General features: G+C 72.4%; 17 protein-coding genes. 9 read left to right on the top strand and 8 right to left on the bottom strand.

Annotation, left to right across the window (positions count from 1 at the left end):
• Nucleotides 1–223: 223 nt before the first annotated feature.
• From ACFUO4_RS03865 to ACFUO4_RS03840, 6 genes are all read right to left on the bottom strand, one after another.
• Nucleotides 224–2,581, bottom strand: coding sequence for a SpoIIE family protein phosphatase (locus ACFUO4_RS03865; RefSeq protein ID WP_383479630.1), 2,358 nt, complete (start codon nt 2,579–2,581; stop codon nt 224–226).
• A gap of 100 nt (nt 2,582–2,681) precedes the next feature.
• Nucleotides 2,682–3,059 (bottom strand): hypothetical protein, encoded by a 378-nt coding sequence (locus ACFUO4_RS03860; protein ID WP_383479629.1) that lies wholly within the window; start codon nt 3,057–3,059, stop codon nt 2,682–2,684.
• Nucleotides 3,060–3,435: 376 nt separating this feature from the next.
• On the bottom strand, nt 3,436–4,359 hold the full coding sequence (locus tag ACFUO4_RS03855; RefSeq protein WP_383479628.1) for a MurR/RpiR family transcriptional regulator: 924 nt from the start codon (nt 4,357–4,359) through the stop codon (nt 3,436–3,438).
• A gap of 124 nt (nt 4,360–4,483) precedes the next feature.
• Nucleotides 4,484–6,811: a phospholipid carrier-dependent glycosyltransferase gene (locus ACFUO4_RS03850; protein ID WP_383479627.1), complete on the bottom strand. Its 2,328-nt coding sequence runs from the start codon at nt 6,809–6,811 to the stop codon at nt 4,484–4,486.
• A gap of 93 nt (nt 6,812–6,904) precedes the next feature.
• Nucleotides 6,905–8,839: a phosphatase PAP2 family protein gene (locus tag ACFUO4_RS03845; RefSeq protein WP_383479626.1), complete on the bottom strand. Its 1,935-nt coding sequence runs from the start codon at nt 8,837–8,839 to the stop codon at nt 6,905–6,907.
• 180 nt (nt 8,840–9,019) lie between these two features.
• The gene (locus tag ACFUO4_RS03840) at nt 9,020–9,928 is read right to left on the bottom strand and encodes a BadF/BadG/BcrA/BcrD ATPase family protein (RefSeq protein WP_383479624.1); all 909 of its coding nucleotides are present in this window, start codon (nt 9,926–9,928) and stop codon (nt 9,020–9,022) included.
• Between the two features lie 329 nt (nt 9,929–10,257).
• Between ACFUO4_RS03840 and ACFUO4_RS03835 the strand changes: the two genes are divergently transcribed.
• The 6 genes from ACFUO4_RS03835 (at nt 10,258) to ACFUO4_RS03810 (ending at nt 18,469) form a co-directional block, all read left to right on the top strand.
• Nucleotides 10,258–11,388, top strand: coding sequence for an ROK family protein (locus ACFUO4_RS03835; RefSeq protein WP_383479622.1), 1,131 nt, complete (start codon nt 10,258–10,260; stop codon nt 11,386–11,388).
• A gap of 276 nt (nt 11,389–11,664) precedes the next feature.
• Complete coding sequence (locus ACFUO4_RS03830; RefSeq protein WP_383479620.1) at nt 11,665–12,987, top strand: extracellular solute-binding protein; 1,323 nt, start codon at nt 11,665–11,667, stop codon at nt 12,985–12,987.
• A gap of 125 nt (nt 12,988–13,112) precedes the next feature.
• Nucleotides 13,113–14,033, top strand: a complete 921-nt coding sequence (locus tag ACFUO4_RS03825; protein ID WP_383479618.1) for a carbohydrate ABC transporter permease — start codon at nt 13,113–13,115, stop codon at nt 14,031–14,033.
• A complete protein-coding gene (locus ACFUO4_RS03820; protein ID WP_383479615.1) occupies nt 14,030–14,932 on the top strand; it encodes a carbohydrate ABC transporter permease in 903 nt (300 codons plus the stop codon). The genes ACFUO4_RS03825 and ACFUO4_RS03820 overlap by 4 nt, the downstream gene beginning before the upstream one ends.
• Nucleotides 14,933–14,934: 2 nt before the next feature.
• Nucleotides 14,935–16,626 (top strand): hypothetical protein, encoded by a 1,692-nt coding sequence (locus ACFUO4_RS03815; RefSeq protein ID WP_383479613.1) that lies wholly within the window; start codon nt 14,935–14,937, stop codon nt 16,624–16,626.
• 13 nt (nt 16,627–16,639) lie between these two features.
• Entirely contained in the window at nt 16,640–18,469 is a 1,830-nt protein-coding gene (locus ACFUO4_RS03810; protein ID WP_383479611.1) for a hypothetical protein, read from the top strand.
• Between the two features lie 36 nt (nt 18,470–18,505).
• Here the strand turns inward: ACFUO4_RS03810 and ACFUO4_RS03805 are convergent, their stop codons facing one another.
• On the bottom strand, nt 18,506–19,351 hold the full coding sequence (locus tag ACFUO4_RS03805) for an NAD(P)H-binding protein (RefSeq protein ID WP_383479609.1): 846 nt from the start codon (nt 19,349–19,351) through the stop codon (nt 18,506–18,508).
• Nucleotides 19,352–19,454: 103 nt separating this feature from the next.
• On the opposite strand from ACFUO4_RS03805, the gene ACFUO4_RS03800 reads away from it, so the two are divergent.
• Nucleotides 19,455–19,823 carry a winged helix-turn-helix transcriptional regulator gene (locus ACFUO4_RS03800; protein ID WP_383479607.1) on the top strand — a complete coding sequence of 123 codons (369 nt, stop codon included), beginning with the start codon at nt 19,455–19,457 and terminating at the stop codon, nt 19,821–19,823.
• 63 nt (nt 19,824–19,886) lie between these two features.
• Here the strand turns inward: ACFUO4_RS03800 and ACFUO4_RS03795 are convergent, their stop codons facing one another.
• On the bottom strand, nt 19,887–20,558 hold the full coding sequence (locus ACFUO4_RS03795; RefSeq protein ID WP_383479603.1) for a nucleoside/nucleotide kinase family protein: 672 nt from the start codon (nt 20,556–20,558) through the stop codon (nt 19,887–19,889).
• Between the two features lie 90 nt (nt 20,559–20,648).
• On the opposite strand from ACFUO4_RS03795, the gene ACFUO4_RS03790 reads away from it, so the two are divergent.
• Nucleotides 20,649–21,062, top strand: a complete 414-nt coding sequence (locus ACFUO4_RS03790; RefSeq protein WP_383479601.1) for a YybH family protein — start codon at nt 20,649–20,651, stop codon at nt 21,060–21,062.
• Nucleotides 21,063–21,228: 166 nt separating this feature from the next.
• Nucleotides 21,229–22,701 (top strand): hypothetical protein, encoded by a 1,473-nt coding sequence (locus ACFUO4_RS03785; protein ID WP_383479599.1) that lies wholly within the window; start codon nt 21,229–21,231, stop codon nt 22,699–22,701.
• Nucleotides 22,702–22,798 lie beyond the last annotated feature (97 nt).

Here is a 22,798-nt window from a genome sequence, read left to right as displayed (position 1 = left end):
CCGGGCAACGCACAGCAAAAGAAGCGCGGACAAGGTGGCGCGGGGCGTCATCATGGGTGACCCAAGCGCACCTTGCACCGAAGGCCACGCCGATGTCCCTCTCCCGCGTCCCGGGCCTCGTCCTCCCGGCCGTCTTCCTGCTGGCCCTCGTCATCGGCGCGATCTGGTACTGGCGACACCGCGACGACGACGCGCCGTGACCGGCGACCGGTCGGTCGGGAGGTCAGATCTCGTCGTGCGGCACCCGGATGTCCACCACACACACGTCGTCGCGCCGCTCCCCTTCGAGCAGGTCCGTCAACAGGGGGCGCAGTGCGGCGGGTCCGTCGGCCCCATGGCTCAGGACCGCCTCGGAGAGCCGCTTCAGCCCGCGGTCGATGCCCTCCGGCGGCTGCTCCACCAGCCCGTCCGTGTAGAGCAGCAGCCGGTCGCCGGGTTCCAGCCGGATGTCGGCCTCCTCGAAGGCCGGTGAGGCGCTCGCCCCGAGGAGCATGCCGCCCGGCCGGTCCAGATAGCGGATCTCGCCGTCGCGGTGCAGCAACGGCGGCGGATGCCCGGCCTGGGCCCACACCAGCCGGTGTTCGGCGGGGGAGTAGCGGGCCAGGACCATGGTGGCGGTGCCGTGCGAGTCGCGGGAGTGCAGCAGCAGGGTGTTGAGCCGGGCCAGCGCACCGGTCAGCGACGAGCCGGTGATGACCATGCCCTTGGCGGTGAACCGGAGCTGGGCCATGGTGGCGACGGCGTCGAGGCCGTGCCCGGCGACGTCGCCGACGACGAACAGGGCGTCACCGTCGGGCAGTTCGATGGCGCTGAACCAGTCCCCGCCGACATGGACCCCCGACTGGGCGGGCAGATAGGCGACTTCGACGCGCAGTCCGGCCAGCCGCAGCGGGCGGGTGGGCAGCGGGAGCAGCGCGTGCTGGAGGCTGGCGGCGAGGGTGCGCTCGGCGCGCAGGACGTCGTGCTGCGTGATGATGGCCTGCTCGCTCTCGACGAGGGCGAGTTCGGCGCTGCGCTGCGCGGTGAGGTCCTGGAGGAAGCCGTGCACCTCGACCGGGCTGCCCTGCACGTCCGTGACCGCCTCGGCGACGATCCGCAGGTGCCGGACGCCGTCCGCGGCCCTGATCCGGAAGGGCATGGCGAGCGGCCGGCCGTGCCGCACGAGGTCCCCGAGGGCGCCGGCCAGCGCGGGCGCGTCCTCGGCCAGCGCGAGTTCGGGCAGCGCGGTGATGCGCAGGGGGCCGGCGGCGGGGTCGCGGTCGAGCACGGCGTAGACCTGGGAGGACCAGCCGACCTCATGGGTGAGCAGGTTCCAGTTCGCCCAGCCGAGGTTGCCCAGTCGCTGGACGTCGGCGAGCCGTTGTTCCTGGAGGTCGGAGGAGTCGTGCCGGATCCAGGTGACGGCGAGCGCACCGCCCAGTTTCGCCACCCGCACCGTGTAGGTGGACAGTTCGGCGACCCCGGCGACCATCGCCTGCTGGGCGAAGGGCTCGCCGTCGTACGGTTCACCGGTGGTCAGCGTGTGCAGGCAGCCGTGCCACAGCGGTTCGCCCGCGAGGTCCGGGAAGCACTCCAGGAGCCGCCGGCCGATCAGTTCGCGGCCGGTGCGGCCGACTGCGTCGAACGCCTCCGCGGACGCGGCGGCGACGCGGTAGTCCTCGACCTCGCCGGACGCGGCGCGCACCGGGGTGAGCAGCAGACTGGCGCCGGGCAGTGCGTCGAACACCTCCTGCACGGGGCCCGCGCCGGCCGGCTCGGTGCGGGCGTCGAAGGCGCGCAGCCGGCCGGAGCACAGCCGGGCGACCGCCAGGAGGTGCTCCCGTTCGTGCGGCGTGAACGGCCCGCCCCGGGCGCGCAGGAAGCCGATGCAGATCTCGGCCGTCTCCCGCGCGACCACGGGCACCCAGGCGCGGGACCGCCAGCGCTCGGGAGGGTCGCCGATGAGGAGGTACCGCTCGCTGTCCGCGTCGATGTCCTCCAGCCAGCGCGGCTCCCGGCTGCGGAGCGCTTCGATGGCGGCGACCCCGCTGACCGGCGGCACCTGGCGCCACTGGGCGGCCAGCGTCTCGTCCATGCCGGCGTGCCCGATCAGTTCCAGGCCACCGGCGGGCAGCCGCGCGAAGATCATGATCGCGTCGGCCTCGGCGCCCGGCGACAGGTGTTCGAGCAGACAGCGGGCCAGGTCCTGGGGTGTGCCCACGCGGACCAGGGCCTTGCCGAGCCGGCCGAGGTCGGCGGTGCTGCGCAGGGCGAACGGGACCTCGGGCACGGTGGCAGGGGTACCGGGTTCGGGCGTCGCGGCGGTCAGGGGCGGCACCAGGTCGCCGAGGGTGAGCCAGCACTCCTCGAGCAACGTGCGGTGGGCGGCCTTGGCACGCCTGGCCAGCTCCTCCCCGGCGGCGTCAGGGGAACAGCCGGTCAGGGCCATCACAGCCCCCTTCGCCCGCTCCACGACGGCCGAGGTCGCAGCCTGGTCCCGCAGCCGGTCCATCTCGGCACGCTGCCTGGCGACGATCCTGGCCAGCGCGACCGTGTCGGGCGCGGAACCGGACTCCGCTGGGATGGCGGGCTCGCTCGTCACGCCATGAGCATCGCACACGGAACGCACCGCGACGGTCGTCTTGCCGGGACCGTCTTCAGGCGAAAGTGCCCGGTCGGGGAACTTTCGCCCACGTACGGCGTCATCGCCCGGCGCTGTGGTCGATCAAGGCGCCGGTGACCGCGCGGACGCTGCGCGCGATGTGCTGGAGCTGCATCACCTCGGCCGCGTACAGCTTGATCGTGTGCTCGATGACCGACTCGGGCAGCCCGAGCCCCGGCAGGTCGGCGCGGGCCGTCTGCAGCGCGGTGCGCGCGACCCGGATCTCGTGCTGGACCTGGATCTGCGCATGCCGGGCCAGCAGGACCGGGTGGCGGATGAACGCCGGGTAGCTGGCGTAGCGCGCCGGCACCAGCTCGCGCAGCCACCTGGCGGCCGAGCGTTCCCAGTCGTAGCTGCCGGGCAGCTTGACCTGGCAGGGCCAGTCCGGGCTGATGCGTGTCGTCGTCGTCACAGTCATGGTGATCGCTTCCGGGTGTGCGGCGTCGTGTGGGGTGGTCCGACGGTTTTTTTGGCGGCCCCGGCCTAGGGGATGACCGGGGCCGCCGCCACGGGCACTCGCTGAGGCGAGGCCCGACCGGGCATCCGGGGCGCCGACGCGGGTAGGAGACGGCGGGCTTCGGATGTCCGTGCTTGCGGGAACTGCGGGGTGTGGCGGCTGTGGGGACGGGGGTGCGGAACGCCTTCCGGGAGCGGCCCGGTCGCGATCCGTGAGCAGTATTTATATATGCCGTCCTCTTTGCAAGGCGTATGAAAACATTCATGCGTGATTTGGGCGGGTTGATCCCTTTGTGAGGATGTTCGTCGGGAGTGGCCGAAGGGGCCGAGGGTGCGGGTCAGTCCCGCAGGAAGAACTGGTGCTGCTCGGAGATCTGCTCGTACTCCTCGAGCCGCGCCTGCGTGCGCTCGGGGTCGGCGTCGGTCATGGCCTGGAGCAGCGCGGCGGCCATCACGCCGGGAGCGGCGTAGGAGTCGAAGACCAGGCGGGAGCCCGTGCCGGTGGCGAAGACGACGTCCGCCTCGTCGGCGACCGGCCCGAGCGCCAGGTCGGTGATGAGAGCGACCTTCAGGCCCGCGCTGCGCGCCACCCGCACCGCCGTGAGCGTCTCCTGCGCGTGCCGGGGCATCGAGAACGCCAGCACCCAGGTGCCGCCCGCCTCGCGCGACTGCAGCAGCGCGTCGTAGGCGACGCTCCCGCCCAGCGTCACCAGCCGCACGTCGGGATGGACGCGCCGGGCCGCGTAGGCGAAGTACTCCGCCAGCGAGACCGAGATGCGCACCCCGAGCACGGTCAGCGGTGTCGACGCCGACAACTCGCGGCCGATGTCGATGACCTGGTCGGGGTCGGCGAAGTCACGGCGCAGGTTCTCCAGGTTCTCGATCTCGGCGTCGACCGCGGCCTGGAGCTCGTTGCCCCGGTTCTCCTCGGCCGCCGCGGGCCCGCCGGCCAGCGTGCCCAGCGCGATCGACTGCAACTTCTCGCGCAGCGCCGGGTAGCCGCTGAACCCCACCGCCGCCGCGAACCGCGTCACCGACGGCTGGCTGACGCCGACCCGCTCCGCGAGGTCGGTGATCGAAAGGAACGCCGCCTCGGTGATGTGCTCGATCAGATACTGCGCGATCCGGCGCTGCCCGGGAGACAGCCGTGGCCGGTCGAAGAGGGTCCTGAGCTGGGAAGTCGGTGAGGCCTCCGCTTCCGGAACCGACTTCCCCGAAGTGATCGCGGATGCCTGCGCACGTGCCTGCTGCAGCGACGGCACGGGTGCGTCTCCTTTGTCTTCCACAGTGCCTCAACATAGCTCACGCACCGCCGTGACCAGGGGTTGTGGACCGGCCCTCGGAGCCCGGCGGACGCATGCTCAAGTGGCTCACGAGGGGCGGGTGTCATCGTCGGTAGACCGTGATCGAATGACCAATATGGTCGATCGAACGGGCACTGTCGATCAGTTCGGCCAGCCGGCCCGTGGCCTTCGCGGCCGCCGAGTCCGACACGACCAGCAGTCCGCGCACCTCGGCCGCCGGCGCCTTGCGCGGATCGGCCGCCTCGATGCCGTAGTAGGACGGCACTCCGGCGCCCTTGTACACGAGCCAGATCCGCTCGCCCGGATACCGCTCCCGGAGCCGGTCGGCGAGCCGTCCCAGGTCCTGGCCCCAGTCCACGTTGGAGTCGTGCAGCCGCAGATGCGTCCGGTCCGGACCCCCGAACGCCTCGTTGGAGTACGGCAGGTAGAACGGGTACGTCCGCAGCGAGCTGACCGCGACGAACAGCACCAGCGCCCCGGTCACCGCCGCCGCCCTCCGCAGCCGCAGCGCGAGCACCCCGCCCGCCGCCACCGCCAGGAACATCGGCACGAAGATCGCGTACCGGGTGCCGAAGTCCCGTGACCCGGTCATGGCCGCGCCGAGCAGCACGGCGGTGGGCACCAGCAGGTAGGGCGCCGCGGGCCGCAACCGCCGCACCGCCACGACGGCGACGGCACCGGCGGCCCACAGGGCGAGCATGCCGAGCGGCGTCTTCACCAGCAGCGCGGCCGGCAGGTAGTACCAGAGGGACCCGGTGTAGAGCCGCCCGAACAGGAAGCCCTGCCAGGGGTAGTCCTCGAACCCGAACTGCACCCGCATCCCGTCCCGGTAGGCCTCCGGGAACGGCAGCAGATCGACGAGCACCGCGCGCAGCCCGTGCACGACCGGCACCGGCTCCTCCGGCGCCCACCGCAGCCGCGGATCGACCACGAGATACGACACCCATACGACGACCAGGGCGCCCAGCGCCACGACGACGGCCCCGGCAAGCGCCCGCCACAGCGCCCGCCGCCGACTCCGTACGGCCGACGCAGCGCCGGCGGCGGTCGGCGTGGTGCCGTCGCCGGCCGACGCGATGCCGTCGCCGGCCGACGCGACGCGGCCCGCGAGCGGCGTGATACGGCCCGCGACCGACGCGTCACCACCCGCGGTCTCCGCCACGCCGCCCGCGACCGTCGCCGCGCCGCCCGCGACCGTCGCCGCGCCGCCCGCGGTCTCCGCCGTGCCGCCCACGACCTCCGCCGCCGCGCGGCCCGCGAGTGGCGTGATGCCATCCGAAACCGACGCGTCACCACCCGCGGTCTCCGCCCCGCCACCCGCGGTCTCCGCCCCGCCGCCCGCGGTCTCCGCCCCGCCGCCCGCGGTCTCCGCCCCGCCGCCCGCGACCTCCGCCGCCGCGCGGCCCGCGAGTGGCGTGATGCCATCCGCGACCGACGCGTCACCACCCGTGGTCTCTGCCGCGCCACCCGCGGTCTCCGCCGCGCCGCCCGCGACCGTCGCCGCGCCGCCCGTGACCGTCGCCGCGCCGCCCGTGACCGTCGCCGCGCCGCCCGTGACCGTCGCCGCGCCGCCCGTGACCGTCGCCGCGCCGCCCGCGGCCGTTCCCGCAGCGCCCCCCGCAGCCGATGCCACGCCCCCCGCGCTGCGCTCCCCGGCCCTGGCCCCGCTCCCGCCCCCGGTCTCGGCGGCCGCGCGCCACACCGACCACGCCGCGAGTGCCAGCAGCACCGGAACGGCCGCCAGCGTGCTCATCTTCGTGGCCAGCGCGGCCCCGGCCGCCACCCCGGCGAGCGGCACGTACAGCCGGGGACGGTGCCGGGCCCGCCACAGCAGCCACACCGACGTCAGCAGGAACCCGGCCGCCGGCACGTCGAGGGTCGCGAGGGAGCCATGGGCGATGAGGTCGGGGGAGAAGGCGTACAGGGCGAGGGCCACCAGACCGCCCGCCCGGCCCATGAGGTCACGCGCGAACGCGAACGCGACCAGCCCGAACGCCAGCGTCAGCGCGATCACCGGCAACCGGGCCCACAGCATCACCCGCCAGGGATCGTTGCCGGACTCGTACAGCAGATGCCGCCCGACCTGCCCCTGGTCGCCGGCGAAGGACAGATCGTAGTGCGGGTCGGCGAACGCCAGGCCGGCCGCGATGACCAGCTTCCCCAGCGGCGGGTGCTCGGGGTTGTAGCGGACGCGGTGCTCGTGGAGATAGTCGGTGGCCGTGGCCACGTACACGGGCTCGTCGATCGTCGGCGTCTGCTGCACCGCCGTCGTCACCATCGCGACGGCCATCTGCGCGAGCAGCACGCACACCAGGAGCGGCACGGGCCAGGGCCGCCGACGCGGCGGGCGCGCGGGGGCGGTGGGGAGGGGCTCCCGGTCGAGGACCGTGTGCAGTTCGCGCGCCATCATCCGCCCCGCGATGACCGGGGCCGCACGGGAGCGGGAGCGATGCGAGGACGCCTCATGCGCCTACTCTGCATCAGCTCCCGCCCCGCGGGGACGTCACCGCTTCAGGAGTCGTACCGACAGACCTTCCGCCGTGTAGACGGGTACGGCCCGCAGCGTCTCGGAGTTCAGCTCCACCCGGTCGAACCGGCCGCGCAGTCCCGCCGCGCTGAGCACGCGGACCACACTGCCGACGGCCGGCGGCTTCTCGGTGTCCAGGCGCAGCGACAGCACGCTGCCCGCGCCGAGCACCGCGCGCCGCGTGATCTCCAGCGCGGGACCGCGGCCGGTGCGCAGCGTGACGTCGAGCGTCGCGGTCTCCTGGGCGTAACCGCCGTGGATCTGCACCGACTTGGCCGTCGCCACCGTCAGCGTGCCGCCCGAGACGCGGACGGCGCCGTGGCCGAGGGCGTGCGCGGAGGCCGCGGCCAGGACGCCCTCCTTCACGACGGTGCCGCCCGTGTAGCGGTTGTGCCCGGTCAGGGTGAGCGTGCCGGTGCCCCGCTTGGTCAGGCCGCCGCAGCCGTCGATGTCGTTGCGCCAGCTGTCGGCCGCCCGGAAGCCGCCGGCCGACGCGTCGAGGGTGACGGTGACGTCCGTGTCGAAGGAGCCGTAGCCGTCCGCCGCGGCGAACAGGTTGAGGCGGCCCCACTGTTCGAAGCCGTCCAGCAGGACGTACCCCGAGGGCAGCGCGGTGGTGCGCAGCACCTCGCGCCGCTGGTCCGCGTCCAGGTAGGGCAGCCGCGTCTCCAGCAGCACCTCGGCGCCCTTGGGCACGGTGAGCGGCTCGCTGCGGCCGTGCCGGGTGAGGACGTACGTCAACTTGGGTGTGACCAGGCGGGCGTTGGCGTCGCGGTCGGCGTAGGCGTCGCCGGACTCCGGGTGGGCGTAGGCGAAGAGGGTGTCCGCCGTGGTGCCGGTCTTCGCCTGGAAGAAGGCGAGGGCCTGGGCGCGGGCGGCGGCCTTGAGGTCGGCGTTCGCCGGGTCGGCCAGCGTGGCGGCGGCGAGGGCGGTGGCCATGATGCGGCCGCCCATGACGTCGACCGTGGAGTGCATGCCCGCCATGATCCGCGTGTGGCTGAGCTCGAAGGCCCGCGTCACCAGCTCCTGGAAGCGTTCCGGCACGGCGTACGCGTAGGCCAGGCCTGCCAGGTGGAAGGCGTTGGTGTGGCCGCTGGGGAAGCCGCCGTCGTCGGTCGGGGAGGTGTTGCGCTGGCGCAGCAGCTGGGGAGCGACGATCACCTCGGAGTCGTACACGGGGAAGCCCAGCGCGTCCTTCGCGCCGGTGTCGACGACCTCGCTGTCCTCGTTCATGCGCCAGGGACGCGGGTACTGGTAGGCGTACTTGGACGGGTTGCCCGAGGCCCAGTTGCCGCGCACCGTGTCGACCAGTTCGGCGACCTTGCCGAGCGCCGAGTCGTGCGAGCCGGCGCCGAGCGCGGAGCCGGCCGGGGCGTCCGCGGGGACCGCGTCGTCGATCTTGGCGGGCGGGGTGCCGTCCGGGGCGCTGGTGATCGACGTGACGGCCTTGGCGCCCGCCTTGTACAGGTCGGCCAGCGGCCCCAGGCCCGCGATCATCGCGTAGCTCTGGTGCTGGCGGTCGTAGAGGAACGCCTCCTTCGCCTGTGCGTCCGTGCGCGCGGCGGTGAGGCGGGCGCAGTAGCGCATGTTGGCGCGCAGGATCTCGGGCCGCAGGGGCGTGCCGGTGTTCCAGGCGCCGCCGGTCTTCCATATCCGCGCGAACCCGCCGAGCGCACGGACCACCGCGTTGGTCTCGGGCGTGAGGTTCGTCGGGAGGTTCGTCTTGTAGTCGTCGACGAACGCGAGCGGGGCCGTGGCGGCCTTGGCGTCGGCGGCGCCCAGCCAGGAGGCGAAGGTGGGCGCGGCCAGTACCCCGGCCGACACGCCCAGGGAGGTGCGGAGGAACCCCCTTCTGCTCGGGGCGGGTTCAGTGGCCGGCGAGTGCGAGCGGTGCCCGGCGGTTGACGGCATGCGGCTGCCTCTCTTGAGTTCTGCTCTCGGGCTCCTCGGCCGTGCGGCCGGGGGAGTCGTGCGAAGGACCGCCGTGGGGCGCGGGAGGACGGACGGGCCGTATGCGCTTTCTGCGGCGTACGAGCGAAGATCTACGGGCGAGTCGTGTCGGACGGGGGTGGGCCCGGCGTCCGGCGGGTGTCACAGAAGTGAACGCGCCAGCGCCACCGCCCCCGCGACCGGCGGCACCCGCAGCGGCTGTGGCCGCGCTGTCGGGACGCTCTCGGCGAGGGCGGTGGTGAAGGCGTCGTACAACAGGGGTTGGGCGAGGATCGTGCCGCCCGCCACCACCACGTCGTCGACCGCGACGCCGCGTGCGGCGAGGCGTGCGACCAGGGCGGCGAGTGCGCGGCCGCCGTCGGCGATCACCGTGCGGGCGAGGTGCGAGCCCGCTGCGGCGGCGGCGAACACGGCCGGGGCGCGGCGGCCCCACTCGGCGGAGACGTCCTGGGCGCCTTCCAGCGCCGCGCCGAGGGCCGGTACTTCGGGCACCTCGAACGCGGCGACGAGCCCGGCGGCGAGTGCGTCGGGCTCCTCACCGCGGTCGTGGGCGGCCCATACGGCGCGGGCGGCCTCGCGGACCAGACCGGCCGAGCCGCCCTCGTCGCCGAGGACCGCGCCCCAGCCGCCGACCTGGACGAGCGCGCCGTCGGCGGTCCTGCCCACCGCGACCGAACCGGTCCCGGCGACCAGGCCGACGCCCTTGTCCAGGCCCGCCGCGGGCGCGAGGAGTTCGGCGTCGCCCACGACCAGCGCGGGGACGTCGAAGTGGAGTTGGAGTGCGGTGCGGATCTGGGCGCACTGGCGAGGGGTCTCGCAGGCGTGCCCGCCCACGGCGAGCGCGGACGGGCGCACGCCCGGCGGCAGGGCTTCGGCGATCAGCGCGGCCAGCCAGCCGGCGGCGGCCACGGGGTCGTGCGGCCGCCAGCCCACACTGAAGCGCACATGGTCGGCCACCGGGGTGTCTCCCGCGAGCGCACGCAGGTGCGTCTTGGTGCCGCCCACGTCGATGCCGAGCACGAGAGGGCCGGAAAACGAGGCTTCCTGCACGGATCCTCTTTCGTCGTTGCGTAGTGCTGCGACGGCGGGCGAACCGTGCCTGGAGGAAGGGCAGTTGAGGAGCTAGGGAAGCCCCGGGACGGGCTTCTGACGGACCACGGCAGGCGAGTACCGTGACGTTCGTTAGGAAGTTAACTAACGAAGTACAGTGCGTCAAGAGGCTTCACACGCTCGACCCCTGGGTAGGCCCGTCCGGGCCGCCGCGGGGGCGGGAACGCGTGCTGCCCGAGCCATACCGTCGCCGCCTTCCGCCGAGTCGATCGAACGCGATCGAACCGGGAGCGCGGCCCGTGACCTGTGGGGGATATGTGGAACACGACGTGGCGATCGCCCCCCGTCTGACCGAGAGCGCCAACGCTGTCTTCACCGTGCTCGCCGAGGCGGGCAGTGCGACCCGGCCGCAGTTGGCGAGCCTGGCGCGGCTGTCCAAGCCGACGGTGTCCTCCGCCGTCGCGGAGCTGGAGAGCGTCGGGCTCGCCGCCCACTCCGGCACCGCGTCCAGCGGCACGGGCCGCAACGCCGCCGTCTACCGGCTCGGACCCGCCGCCGGTGCCGTACTCGCCATCGACCTGGGGCCGGCCCTCACCCGGGTCCGTGGCTGCGCCCTGGACGGCTCCCTGCTCGCCGAGGCCACCGGCTCCCGGGCCGACGCCGCCGACGTCGTCCGCGAGGCGCTCTTCACGCTGCCCGCCGACGCGCCCGTGCGCTCCATCGTCGTCGCCGTCGGTGACGTCGCCGCACAGCAGGACGGCGCGGGCATGCGGCCCGCCACCGCCAAGGCCGGGCCCGTCTTCGACGCCGTGGCCGTCACGCTGCCCCGGGGCGTGCCCGTCCACCTCGAGAACAACGTGAACTGCGCCGCCCTCGCCGAGCTGCACGAGGGCGCCGCCCAGGGCCGGCACACCTTCGGCTATCTGCGGATCGGCGTCGGCATCGGTCTCGGCATCGTCGTCGGCGGCCGGGTGCTCTCGGGTGCCAACGGGGCCGCGGGAGAGCTCGCCCGGCTGCCCTATCCCTGGGACGACGACCTCGAGCCGCGCCACGAGGCGCTGGAGGAGTACATCGGCGCCCGCTCCCTGCTGCGCCGGGCCCAGGAGGCCTGGCGGGACGGCGAGGGGCCCTGCCCGCACACCGCGGAGCAGCTCTTCGCGCTGGCCGGCGAGGGGCGGGCCGCGGCCCGCGCGGTCGTCGACCGGCACGCCGTGGACGTGGGCCGGCTGGCCGCCGCCGTGACCGCCGTACTCGACCCCGGCCTGCTCGTCCTCGGCGGCAGCACCGGCTCCGATCCGCAGCTCCTGCCCGGGGTGCGGGCCGAGCTGCAGCGGCTGAGCTGGCCCACCGAGGTCGTCAGCAGCACGCTCGGCGAGCTAGGCACCGTGGTGGGGGCCGCACGGCTCGCGGTGGCCCGGGGAGTCCAAACCGTGACCCACACCCTGCGGACGAAGGATTGACGGTTCCGCATCGGTCTGCCAATGTCCGGACAAGCGCTTTCTAAGCCGGTCGGGAACACCGGCTCAGGGTGAGCGTCCCGGCCGTACGCGACGTACGGCAGCCGCACGAGGGTGAGCTCGTGCGACGACGGCCCTCATGGCCGGGGATCCCACCCGTCAAGGCGACGCGGCCGGGCGAGGCCGCGCCCTGGGAAAGCACCCCTTTCTTGCACAATGCACCCGTGCCGCCCCTGTCGGCGCCGTGCTCCGTCCCCTAATCACGAAATGGGATCGAAGATGACCACTGTGGGTGTGCGGCGCTCTCGCCGACTCGGCCGCGGCGGTGTGCGCCGCCTGGTTCCCCTCGCTGCCGTGGCTTCGGCAGGTGCCCTGCTGCTGACCGCCTGTGGTGGCGGCTCCGGCTCGGGCGGCACCTCCAAGTCGCTGACGTTCTGGATCTCCACGGTTCCGGGACAGGACGCGGGCTGGAAGAAGATGGTGGCGCAGTACAAGAAGGAGACCGGCGTCGCGATCAAGCTCGTCAACATTCCCTACGACGGCTACACCACGAAGCTGCACAACGCCGCGCAGGCGAACTCCCTGCCCGACGTGGCCGCCGTCCCGGCGCTGGACCCGATCTGGTCGAACAAGCTGCTCGACCTCAAGTCCATCGCCGACAACAAGAGCAACAAGATCAACCAGAACTTCCTCGCGAAGGACTCCTCCGGGAAGGTGCTGTCCATCCCCTCGGACGTCACCGCGTCCGGCATGTTCATCAACAAGTCGCTGTTCGAGAAGGCCGGCGTCGACTACCCGACCTCGCCCGACAAGACCTGGACCTGGGACGAGTTCATCAAGGCGGCCAACACGGTCCGCGAGAAGACCAAGGCCAAGTACTCCCTGACCTTCGACCAGTCGCCGTCGCGGCTGCGCGCCATGGTGTACGAGCTGGGCGGCAAGTACGTCCACGCCGACGACTCCGGCAAGTTCTCGGTGGACGCGGCGACCAAGAAGGCCGTGAACACCTTCGTCGGCTGGAACGACGACAAGATCATGCCGAAGTCGGTGTGGACCTCCGGCGCCGACCCGTCCGCCATGTTCCAGAGCGGTGACGTGGTCGCCTACTGGTCCGGCGTGTGGCAGGTCGCCTCCTTCGCGGACAGCATCAAGAAGTTCGAGTGGGCGAGCGTCCCGACCCCGGCCCAGCCGGTGCAGGCCAGTGACGTCAACAGCGGCGGCATGGTGGTCGGCTTCAACAACAACGGCGACGCCGCCAAGGCCGCCACGAAGTTCCTGACCTGGCTGTACGAGCCGGCCCACTACAAGGTGCTGTGCGAGACGTCCGGCTTCCTGCCGGTCGAGAGCGGCCTGAACCCGGCCTACCCCTTCAAGTCCGAGGCGGCGCAGGCGGCGTTCAAGCTCTACAACGAGGAGATCCCGCTGTACGACCCGATCTCCGGCTACTTCAACAACGCGCAGACGCAGTGGGTGCTGAAGGGCAAGAGCCTGACCGAGGACCCGACCAAGACGGAACTCGGCAAGGCGATCAACGGCCAGCAGTCGGCCGACAAGGCCCTGCAGAACATCGTCGACGGCTACAACCAGCAGGTCGGCGGCTGATCGCAGGCCACCGGCGCCCGGGCGGCGGCGTCCCCACCCCGCCGCCCGGCCCCGGCCGCCCGCCCGACGCCGGGCTCAGGGCCTGAGCCCACAGCAATCCCTTCCACCAGCACGGAGACAGGAAGATGACAAAACGCGCCTCGGTCGTGTCGGTGAGCTCGCCGAGTCCGCCCAGGAGACGCAGCAAGTACACCCTTGCGCCGCTCGTCCTCATCGCGGCCAACGTCGTGCTCTTCTCGCTGTTCTTCGTCTGGCCGGCGGTGATCGGTCTCCTCTACTCGTTCACGAACTACACGGGCGTGGGTGCGTTCCAGTGGATCGGGCTGGACAACTACCACAACCTGTTCGGGGACTCCACGTTCTACGACGCGCTGACCCGGACGCTGCTGTACACCGTCCTGTTCGTCCCGCTGAACTTCGCGGTCTCGCTGCTCGCCGCCAACCTGGTGGTGAGCAAGCACGCCAAGGGCGGGTCGGTCGCCCGGGTCGTCTTCTTCATCCCGTGGCTGCTGTCGCCGATCGTCGTGGGCGTCCTGTGGCGGTGGATGTTCGGTGAGAACTTCGGACTGGTCAACTACGTCATCGAGAAGTTCGGCGGGGACGCCGTGCCGTGGCAGTCGAACGCGGACCTCTCGCTGCTCGTGGTGGTGATGGCGGCGGCCTGGGCCTGGACGGGCTTCACCATGCTGCTGTTCATCGCGGCCATCAAGAACGTACCGGTGTCGTACTACGAGGCCGCCTCGCTCGACGGCGCCGGCCCCTGGCGCCAGTTCTTCAGCATCACCCTGCCGAGCATCGCCCCCACCTCGTTCATCGTGATCCTGCTCAACACGATCAACGCGATGAAGGAGTACCCGGTGTTCGTCGCCCTCAACAACGGCGGCCCCGGCACGTCCAACAACCTGCTCGTCCAGTACATCTACGAGACCGGCTTCAAACGGGGCCAGATCGGCTACGCGAGCGCCGCGTCCTTCGTGCTCATGCTCATCCTGATGGCCGTCGCGATCATCCAGCTGATCGTCAACCGGCGGGTGGAGAACCGATGACAACCACAGACATCCCGCGCCCGGCCAAGGTCACCTCCCAGCGGAGCGTTGCGAAGAAGCGGCTCCGCAAGACGCCCACCGGGGGGCTCCGGCAGGCGGTGGCCGCGACGACCCTGCTGTGGATCATGGCGTGCCTGTACGGCATTCCGGTGCTGTGGTTCGTCCTGAGCTCCTTCAAGCCGGCCAGCGACCTGTTCTCCTATCCGCTGACGCTGGTCCCGCACAACCCCACCCTGTCGGGATTCAAGGCGGCCTGGGACAGCGCCAACTTCTCCCAGTACTTCATCAACACGGCCCTCGTGTGCGTGATCACGACGATCCTCACGGTGGGCGTCAGCTGCTGCACCGGCTACGCGCTGGCGAAGTACGACAACAAGTGGCTCAAGGCGTTCTTCCTCTGCATCCTCGCCACCACGATGCTGCCCGGCGAGGTCATGCTCGCCCCCGAGTTCCTGGTCGTCCGCAACCTCGGCCTCTACAACTCGTTCGCCGGCATCATCCTCCCGGCCGTGCTCACCGCGACCGGATGCTTCATGTTCCGCCAGTTCTTCCTGACGGTCCCCGACGAACTCGTGGAGGCCGCCCGCATCGACGGCGCCCGCGAACTGTCGATCTTCGTGCGGATCATGGTGCCGCTGTCCCGCCCCATCATGCTGACCCTCGCCATCCTGTCCTTCCAGTGGCGCTGGAACGACTACATCTGGCCGCTGCTGATGCTGAACGACCCGAACAAGTTCACCGTCCAGATCGGCATCCAGAGCATCGTCGGCGCGCAGAACATCAACTGGTCGGTCCTGCTGGGCGCGTCCGTCATCTCCATGATCCCGCTGATCGCGATCTTCCTGGTCTTCCAGAAGTACGTCATGGGCGCCGACATCAACGCCGGTCTGAAGGACTGACCTTGCCCGCTGCGATCGACCACGAGTTCGTCCGCGCGGCGGCGCTCGCCGCCGACGGGTCGGCCGACCCGTCGGCGGAGTTCATCGAGCCGCACCGCGCCCTGGCCCGGCGGGTGAAGACCCTGGTCGCGGCATACCGCTCGCCGGAGTCGGCCCTGCACGGCAGCGAGCGGGCCGTCGCCGCCGCGCTCACCCACCTGCGTGCCCTGCGGTCCCTGCAGACGGCCTCCGGCCTCTTCGCGGGCGGCGACAACGTGCAGTCGCCGCCGGACTCCGCGTTCACCGTCAACGACGTGTGCGACGCGCACGTCCTCGCCGCGGGCGCGGGGCCCGAACTGGCCGACGTGACCGCGGCGCTGGCCGAGATCGCCGGCGCCGCCACCGAGAGCCTCCTGACCGGTGGGGTGCACACCCCCAACCACCGCTGGGAGCTGTCCGCGGCGCTGGCCCGGCTGCACCGGTCGTTCCCCGACGACCGGCTGCTCGCCCGCGCCGAGGAGTGGCTCGCCGAGGGCGTCGACATCGACGCCGACGGCCTGTACTCGGAACGCAGCGCCGTCTACGCCTCCGTCGTGACCAACCCGGCGCTGCTGCTGCTGGCCGAGGTGCTCGGGCGCCCCGACCTGGTGGACCATGTCGAACGCAACCTCACCGCGACCCTGGACCTGATCAGACCCGACGCCACCGTGGAGACCGTCCACTCGCGCCGCCAGGACCAGCGGATGCCGTTCGCGCTGTGGCCCTACCTGCCGCCCTACCGGCTGCTCGCGGTCCGCACCGGCCGGGGCGACTTCGCCCGCGCGGCCCGCCTGGCCGCCGCCGACGGCATCCACGACCCCGACCTGCTCGCCCAGACCCTCCTCACCCCGGACCTGGCCCGCGTCCTGCCGGCCCCGGACGCGGAGCGGCTCCCGCGCGACCGGTACCTCCCCACCGCACGCCTCGCCGCCCACGTCTCGGCCGGCGCGCACACCGTGGTGTACGGCGGCTCCGACGTGCCCGAGCACCGGCGCATCCGCTCGGGCCTCGCCTGCAACCCCACCTTCCTGCGCCTGTTCGCCGGTGCCGCCGTCCTCGACGCGGTCCGCCTCTCGCGGGCGTTCTTCGACCTGGGGCCGTTCCGCGCCGCCGACATGGAACGGCTCGCCGACCACCGGTACCGGCTCACCCAGACCCTCACCAGCGCCTACTACCAGCCGCTCCCGAAGGACCGCAGACGCGACGACGGCGCCTACCGGCTGGTGGACGAGGGCCGCTTCTCCGCGGCGATGGCCTTCCCCGACCGCCCGCAGGACGAGGTCTCCCACACCACCCGGATCGAGGTCGACCTGCGGGACGACGGGGCCGACCTGCGGATCGACATCAGCGGCCCCACGGTGCCCTGGGCGCTCGAACTGACCTTCCGGCCGGGCGGCGAGCCGCAGGGCGCCGTACCGCTCGGCGACGGCCGCTGGTGCATGACGACCGAACCGCTGACCTACCGCGTCGGCGACGACGAGATCCGGGTGGAGGCCGCCGTCGAGGCGGGCGAACCGCTCGCCGGACCGGACCGCAGCGACGTACTGCGCTACGACCCGGGACAGGACTACACCGTGACCGGCGGCACCGACGCGACGACCGGGAACCGCGTCTACCTCGGTGGACACGGGCCGCAGACACTGACCCTCGCACTGCGCGCCACCTCTCAGGCATGAAGGGCTGATCTCCTTGCACCTCCCACGCCAGCTCGGCCCGCTGCACGACCTGCCGGACACCCCCGAGGCGTACGACGCCGTCCTCGCCGACGTCACCGAGCAGGCCCTCGCCCGCCTCACCCCCGAGGGCAACCTCGAACACCCCGACTGCGACGACGACATCGGCGACACCTCCCTCGGCATCACCTCCCTGCTCGCCTTCGCCTGGCAGCGCACCAAGGACGACCGGCTGCCGGAGGCGGTCCGCCGCAGCCTCGCCTTCCATCTGCGCGAGCGCGTCTACGTCGACGACAACCCCGGCTACCCGAATCTCAGGCTCCGCAACTCCGGTCTGCCGTACGCCCGTTACACCCTGGCGGCCGGCGCCCACCCCATCGGCGACTGGCCGAGCACGGTGTGGGCGCTGCTCCAGGCGGTGAACCTCCTCGACGCGGCCGACGGTGTGGTCGACGACGTCCAGCGCGCCGAACTCCTCGACGTGGCCCGCGGTTACTGGCGCTGGCTCACCGAGGCGACCTTCTTCAACCCGCAGGAGGCCGGCAACCAGGCGATCGGCTGTGTCGTCGGCGGCCTGATGCTCGCCCGCCATCTCCCGCCGGAGGAAGGCGAGTCGGTCCGCGCCCGCGCGATCGAGCTGTACGTCGGGAAGATCCGTGACCACAGGGTCGCCGACCGGGGCGCGCTGCTGCCGCCCGAGCACGGCGGGGCGTACGACAACAACTACGGTCCGATCTCCCTGTCCTTCCTCGCCCAGGCCCACCGGGTCAGCGGCGCGGAGATGTTCGCCGAGGACGGCGAGGCGCTCGCCCGCTACATCGACGCCCGCCTGACCAACGGCGGCTTCGACAACGGCGGCCCGCGCTACAGCGAGCAGCACTCCGCCTTCGAATCGGTCCTGGGACTGCGCTACTTCGGTGCCCGCATCGGCTCCGACCTCGGGCGCTACCGGGGCGACAGCCGCTGGGCCCGGCACGCGGTCAAGGACGACGGAGGCGTCGACGGCCACTTCGCGTGGATGCTGATCTGGCAGATCCAGGACACCTCACGCTGGCACCGCGAGCCGTCGCCCCTCCTCGCCCGGCACCAACTGCGCGCCGGTACGGTCTCGGTGGCCTTCGACGACCACATGACCCCGGCGCTGGTCGAGGCCGCGGGCACCTACTGCCTCCCCGCCGCCGTCAACCGCCAGCACGGCTTCGGCCCGGTCGTCGACGGCTTCCTGCTGTGCCGGCCGATGGGCGAGGTCCGCGTCCGCGACCTGCGCGCCGACGGCCTCACGGCCAAGCTGGTGACCAAGCCCGTCGTCGGCCGCGACCACGTCCTGCGGCATGTGCGCTCCCTGTACGTCACCGACGGCACGAGCCTGTGGACGACGGTCGCGGTGGAACGCCTCCCCGGCACGCCCTACCTGCTCGCCGGGCTGCCCTATGCCGCGGACGACGGCGACCGGGTGCGCCGTACCTCCGACGCCGAGGTCGTCGCCGCCGGTGAACTGCGGCTGACGCACCCCGAGTCGGAAGGTGTCGACCACTTCGACGCCCGTTCGCAGCAGACCCAGGAACAGGCGGCGTTCGCCCTCGCCGCCGACCCCCGGGGTTACGGCAACCCCGACGAGGGCTGGCGGCATCTGGTCTCGTCGACGGCCCTGGAGGCCGGGCCGGTGCCGGACGCGCCCGAGGGCCTGCACGTCTTCGCGGTGCGCTACGGACCCGGCAGGGAGTTCGTGCCCACCTTCGAGCAGAGCGCTTCCGGCCTGACGGTCCGCACCGAAGCCTTCACGGCGGTCATCGGCGATCCTGCCGGAGACGCCCACGGGGAACCGGAGTTGACCCTGCACGTGTGATCCCGGCCGCGCGCCCGGAGCGGCAGCGGACAGGCCTCAGCGGAACGCCGCCGCGTTCCGTCGCGCCCACTCCGCGAACGTGCCCGGTGCCCGGCCGGTGACCCGCTCGACGTCGGGGCTGACCCGCTGCTCGACCGCCGTGGGTGCGCCGAGGACGTCGAGGGTGGTGTCGGCCACCGGCTCGGGCATGAACCGCAGCAGCCGCGCCCGTGCCTCGTCCCGGCCCAGCTCGACGAACCGGACCGGCTCACCCACCACCTCGCCGAGGGCCGCCGCCTGCTGACGGGGCGTCACGATCACGGGGCCGGTCAACTCGTAGGCCTGGCCCGCGTGTCCGTCCTCGCGCAGGGCGATCGCCGCCACGGCCGCGATGTCGGCCGGGTCGACCGTGGGGAGCCCGGTGTCGCCGAACGGCGCGGCGACGGTGCGCTGTTCGCGTACGGACTGCGCCCACTGGAACGCGTTGGAGTGGAAGCCGCCCGGCCGCAGCAGCGTCCAGTCCAGGCCGGACCGCCGTACGGCCTCCTCGATGGCACGGCCGGTGCCGCCGTGCGAGGCCGATTCCGGCCTGGTCAGCACGCCCAGCGAGGACAGCAGCACGACCCGCCGCACCCCGCCGGCCTTGGCCACGTCCAGCAGATGCGGCACATCGAGCAGATGCGCGACGGGACCGCCGTCGTGCAGGAACAGCGCCTCCGCGCCGTCGAACACGGGCCTGAGGCTCTCGGGGTCCGTCAGCTCCCCCCGCTGCGCCCGGACTCCGTCCGGCACATCCCCCTCGGCGATCCGCCGGGACGTCGCCGTCACCCGAGCACCGGATGCGGCCAGCGTGCGGACGAGCTCCCGGCCGACGTTCCCCGTCGCCCCCGTCACCACGATCATGAGCAACTCCCTTGTGAAACCGGCCTTGTTGCCGATGAAGGGACGCTAACACCGTGGATATAGTAGGTACCTAGAGGAAAGTGACTACCTCGGAGGGATGCGGATGCAGGTCGCGGACACCGCCACGGAACCCGAACTCGCCTGCCCCATAGGGCCGGTCGTGGACATCGTGTTCAGTCGCTGGACCACACCGATCCTGTGGAGCCTGCACGCGCACGGTCGGCAGCGGTTCGTCGAGCTGGAGCGGCGCATCACCAGGATCACGCCGAAGGTGCTGACCCAGCGGCTGCGCCAGCTGGAGCGGGACGGGCTGGTCGTGCGGACGTACCACCCGGAAGTACCGCCGCGCGTCGAGTACGAGATCAGCGAACTGGGCCGCAGTCTCGCCCCGCTCTTCGCACACCTGGCCGAGTGGTCGACCGAGCACCTCGGAGAGGTGGAGCAGGCCAGGCAGGCCTACGACGAGGCCTGACACACCGCCGGCCGGTCCACGCGTCGGTGCCCCGGGCTGACCCCGACCGCCTGGTCCGCTCGCCTACGACACCACCTGACGCCCCGGTGTGCCGAGCGTGGCGACCGGCACGATCAGGTCCGCCCGGTCCCGGGTCGACGCGACCAGCTCGGCGTTGCGCTGGTCCGTGCGCAGGACCCAGGCCACGGCCTCCTCGTGCCCCTTGCCGAACTCCTCGTGGCGGGCCACCAGGCGCCGGATCCGCTCGCCCTCTTCCAGCTCGCAGAACCACACCTCGTCCAGTTGCTCCCGCACCCGCGGCCACGCCCCTGTGCCCAGCAGCAGATAGTTCCCCTCGGTCACCACCAGCCGGGCGGACGGCGGCACCGGCACCGCACCGGCGATCGGCTGCTCCAGTACCCGCTCGAAGCCGGGCGCGTAGACGACGTCACCGGTGTCCTCCTCGGCGCGCAAGCGCCGCAGCAGCGCCGCGTAGCCCGCCGCGTCGAAGGTGGGCGGCGCGCCCTTGCGGTCCCGCAGCCCCAGCCGGTCGAGTTCGACGTCGGCCAGATGGAAACCGTCCATCGGGACATGCGCCACCCATGGCTCACCGCCGGCGTTCAGCTCGCGCACCAGTGTCTCGGCGAGCGTCGTCTTGCCCGCGCCGGGGCTGCCCGCGATGCCGAGGATCGCGCGCCGGTCGCCCCGCGCGAGGGAGCGGGCGCGAACGAGCAGGTCGTCGAATGTCAGCGGCACACTGGAGAGTGTGCCACCCGGTCATGCGGTGACCAGGGCCCGGGACACAGGGAGACAAGGGAGAGGGGGACGCAGGAGGGAGCCGCCACCGTGTCCGAGGAGAACGACGAGACCGACGACGCCGCGCAGATCCGCGCGCTGATCACGAAGTGGGCCGACGCCGTCCACCGGGGCGACCTCGACGGCGTCGTCGCCGACCATGCCGAGGACCTCGTCATGTACGACGTACCGCCGCCCCACCACGGCATCCACGGTCTCGCCGCCTACCGTGCCGCCTGGCCGCCGTTCTTCGTCTGGCAGGCCCAGGGCGCCTGCTTCGACATCGAGACCCTGGACGTCACCGCCGGCCCCGATGTCGCCTGGGCCCACGCGCTGCTGCGCTGCGGCACCCCCGAGGAACTCGCCGAACACCCCTCCCTGCGGCTGCGGCTGACCTTCGGTCTGCGCAAGGAGCACGGCCGCTGGCTCGTCGCGCACGAGCACCACTCGTTCCCGCACGACTGACCCGCCCCACCGGAACCAGTCCATTTGACCTATCGTCATACAGCTGGGCGAACATCGCGCTGCGCACGGCGTGGCTGCGGGTTAATTTGGCTGTGTTTCTGTTCTTTTGACGGCTCCTGACCAGAGCCGAGCACCTCCATGGCATCGACGGGGTAAGGGGTGGACGATGGCGCACGGCATGAATGCCCTGCTCGCCGAAGGACGACGAAGCGACAGGGCGACCGTGCCCGTCACGCTCCGGTACTGGCGGGGCGACGCGCTGCTCGCGGCCGTCGCCGGAGTCTTCGTCCTCGCGCAGCTGCTGCTCGTACGGCCGGGGATGGGCCTCGGCTGGGACGAGGCGGTGTACGTCAGCCAGGTCGGCTCCGGAGCGCCACCCGCCTTCTTCAGCGCACCGCGCGCCCGCGGCGTCTCCCTGCTGGTGGCGCCGATCGCCTCCTGGTCGACGTCCACGGAACTGCTGCGCGTCTACCTCGCCGTGCTCTCAGGACTCGGCCTCTACCTGGGGCTGCGCGTGTGGCGCGGACTGTTCCGGTTCCGGGTCCTGGCGGGCGCGGGGGCGCTGTTCGCCTCCCTGTGGGTGACGATCTTCTACGGCCCGCAGGCCATGCCCAACTACTGGGTCGCCATCGGCGCGCTGATCGCCGTGGGCTGCTTCCTGAAGGGCCGTGTCTGGGGTGTCCTGGCCGGCGCCGCCCTCATGGCGTGGATGCGGCCCACGGACGCGGTGTGGGTGACGGTGCCCCTGTTCGTGTTCGCGGTCATGTCCCGGCGGTGGCGGCCGCTCGCCGCGCTCGTCACGGGGCTCGCCCTCGGCGCGGTGCAGTGGATCATCGAGGCGTACGTGTCCTTCGGCGGCCTGGGCGAGCGGCTGCACGAGGCCTCCCGCATCCAGGGCGGCCTCGGCTGGAACATGGCCGTCGACGACCAGCTGCGCAGCCTGGCGGGGCGTGCGCTGTGCCGGCCGTGCACCGGCTCGATGCCGAATCCGCTGATCACCGTGTGGTGGTACGTCCTTCCGCTGCTCGCCGTGCTCGGGCTCGTCGTCGCCGTCCGCGCGGGCCGCACCGAGCGCAGCCTGGTACCGCTCGCCTGCGCCGTCACGGCGGCCGTCCCGTACCTGTTCATGATCGGATACGCCGCGCCGCGCTTCCTCCTGCCCGCCTACGCGCTGCTCGCGCTCCCGGTCGCCGAAGCGGTGCTCCACCTGGCCACCAGGCCGAACGGCGGCTGGCGTCCCGTGGCCGCGACCCTGCTCGCCCTCGGCCTCACCCTGCATCTGGCCGTTCAGCTGAGCGTCCTGCACCGCACGGTGTCCAACTCCACCGCCTCCCGGCAGGGATGGGAGCGCACCGCGGCCGAGCTGCACCGCCTCGGCGTCCGCCCGCCCTGTCTGCTCACCGGGCACGAGGCCATCCCCGTGGCCTACTACACCGGCTGCTCCTCGGCGGCGACCGGCGGCCACAACGCCAACTCCACCGCGGCCGAGATCCGCGCCACGGCCCGCCGCATCCCGGTCGCGTACCTCACCCCGCCGGAAGGCGGCACGGCCCGGTACGCCCGGAACTGGACGCCGTACCAGACGGACGGCGTACTGGTGCGACTGGCACCGCCGGGCCCGGACGGTGATGGCGAATGACGCCCGTGTCGGTCGGGGCCGGCGGGGGGTGGCGTATGACGTCCACGCCGGTCGGGGCCGGCGGGTGGGGGTGGCGCGCGGCATCCGGGCCGGTCGG

It is taken from the genome of Streptomyces sp. NPDC057280 (assembly GCF_042668605.1).
Lineage (GTDB): Bacteria > Actinomycetota > Actinomycetes > Streptomycetales > Streptomycetaceae > Streptomyces.
This window is presented reverse-complemented; position numbering and strand designations above follow the sequence as displayed.

Bases quoted from the DNA above. Each gene is read 5' to 3' on its own strand.
- ACFUO4_RS03850 (WP_383479627.1), bottom strand. From the start codon at position 6,811: ATGATGGCGCGCGAACTGCACACGGTCCTCGACCGGGAGCCCCTCCCC.
- ACFUO4_RS03825 (WP_383479618.1), top strand. From the start codon at position 13,113: ATGACAAAACGCGCCTCGGTCGTGTCGGTGAGCTCGCCGAGTCCGCCC.
- ACFUO4_RS03800 (WP_383479607.1), top strand. From the start codon at position 19,455: ATGCAGGTCGCGGACACCGCCACGGAACCCGAACTCGCCTGCCCCATA.
- ACFUO4_RS03785 (WP_383479599.1), top strand. From the start codon at position 21,229: ATGGCGCACGGCATGAATGCCCTGCTCGCCGAAGGACGACGAAGCGAC.
- ACFUO4_RS03805 (WP_383479609.1), bottom strand. From the start codon at position 19,351: ATGATCGTGGTGACGGGGGCGACGGGGAACGTCGGCCGGGAGCTCGTC.
- ACFUO4_RS03830 (WP_383479620.1), top strand. From the start codon at position 11,665: ATGACCACTGTGGGTGTGCGGCGCTCTCGCCGACTCGGCCGCGGCGGT.
- ACFUO4_RS03820 (WP_383479615.1), top strand. From the start codon at position 14,030: ATGACAACCACAGACATCCCGCGCCCGGCCAAGGTCACCTCCCAGCGG.
- ACFUO4_RS03845 (WP_383479626.1), bottom strand. From the start codon at position 8,839: ATGCCGTCAACCGCCGGGCACCGCTCGCACTCGCCGGCCACTGAACCC.
- ACFUO4_RS03860 (WP_383479629.1), bottom strand. From the start codon at position 3,059: ATGACTGTGACGACGACGACACGCATCAGCCCGGACTGGCCCTGCCAG.